The organism is Pseudomonas edaphica (genome assembly GCF_005863185.1).
GTDB classification, from domain to species: Bacteria; Pseudomonadota; Gammaproteobacteria; order Pseudomonadales; family Pseudomonadaceae; genus Aquipseudomonas; species Aquipseudomonas edaphica.
The window spans coordinates 1-1,178 of record NZ_VBVZ01001007.1 but is presented as its reverse complement, the minus strand read 5'-3'; the positions used below and the strand labels follow the sequence as shown (position 1 = coordinate 1,178).

Genomic DNA, 1,178 nt, shown 5'->3' with positions numbered 1-1,178 from the left:
GGGCCGAGAAGGGCAGCACCATCACGCTGCTGGCGTGCACCTGGCTGCCAAGGCCATCGACTTCCAGGTCCAGGTGCCCCGACAACCCGAACACCAGTTGGGCGTGGTCATGGCTGTGGGCGAGCGGTTCTTCGAGGTAGTGGCGCAGCGTGAGGGTCGGTCTCATCGCGGTCTCCGGGGCAGCAGGCCCGCAGTCTACAACGCTTCAAGGGCTTTGATCGCTGTCATCAGACTGACGCACAGTTGTCATGGGCTATTAACCGCCTGGGCGCAAGCTCGCGAAAACACCGTCGAGGGATGCCCATGACCAGTGCCGAGTTCGCCAAACCCAGCCGCAAACAACGGGTTCGTACCCTGTGGATCTCCGACGTGCACTTGGGCACCCGGGATTGCCAGGCCGAGCACCTGTCACAGTTCCTCAAGGGCTACCACGCCGACAAGGTCTACTTGGTCGGCGATATCATCGACGGCTGGAAAATGCGCGGCGGCATGTACTGGCCTCAGGCTCATACTAATGTGATCCGCCGCCTGCTGACCATGGCCAAGCGCGGCACCGAGGTGATCTACGTCACCGGCAACCACGACGAATTCCTGCGCCGCTACTCCAAGCTGATCCTGGGCAATATCCAGCTGGTGGACGAGGCCGTGCACGTCACTGCCGATGGCCGCCATCTCCTGGTGATTCATGGTGATCAATTTGATGTGATCACCCGATACCACCGTTGGCTGGCGTTCCTGGGCGATTCGGCCTATGAGTTCACCCTCACGCTCAACCGCTGGCTCAATCACTGGCGTGCACGGTATGGCTATGGCTACTGGTCGTTGTCGGCGTACCTGAAACACAAGGTCAAGACGGCGGTGAGTTTTATCAGCGATTTCGAAGAAGCGATCGCCCACGAAGTGACCAAGCGCGAGCTGCATGGCGTGGTGTGCGGGCATATTCACCATGCCGAGATTCGCAAGGTGGGCGAGGTGGACTACCTTAATTGCGGGGATTGGGTGGAGTCGTGCACCGCGTTGATCGAGCACTGGGATGGCAGTATCGAGTTGTATCGGTTGGCGGATGCGCAGGCTAAAGAGGCGCTGCTCAAAGCTGAGATGGTTGCGGGCTAGAAGGTTCGCACGGTCAAAAATGTGGGAGCTGGCTTGCCTGCGATGGCGGTTGTTCAGTCAACTTA

At 59.7% G+C, this 1,178-nt stretch carries 2 protein-coding genes; one reads left to right on the top strand and one right to left on the bottom strand.

What is annotated here, in order from left to right:
- The coding region (locus tag FEM54_RS34895) for a cupin domain-containing protein (protein ID WP_477749753.1) at positions 1-166 on the bottom strand (166 nt) is incomplete at its 3' end.
- Between the two features lie 137 nt (positions 167-303).
- Between FEM54_RS34895 and FEM54_RS32860 the strand changes: the two genes are divergently transcribed.
- Positions 304-1,113 (top strand): UDP-2,3-diacylglucosamine diphosphatase, encoded by an 810-nt coding sequence (locus FEM54_RS32860; protein ID WP_017134916.1) that lies wholly within the window; start codon positions 304-306, stop codon positions 1,111-1,113.
- The last annotated feature ends 65 nt before the right edge of the window (positions 1,114-1,178 follow it).

Excerpts from the sequence above, each read along its gene's own strand:
- FEM54_RS32860 (WP_017134916.1), top strand. The coding sequence starts at position 304 with ATGACCAGTGCCGAGTTCGCCAAACCCAGCCGCAAACAACGGGTTCGT.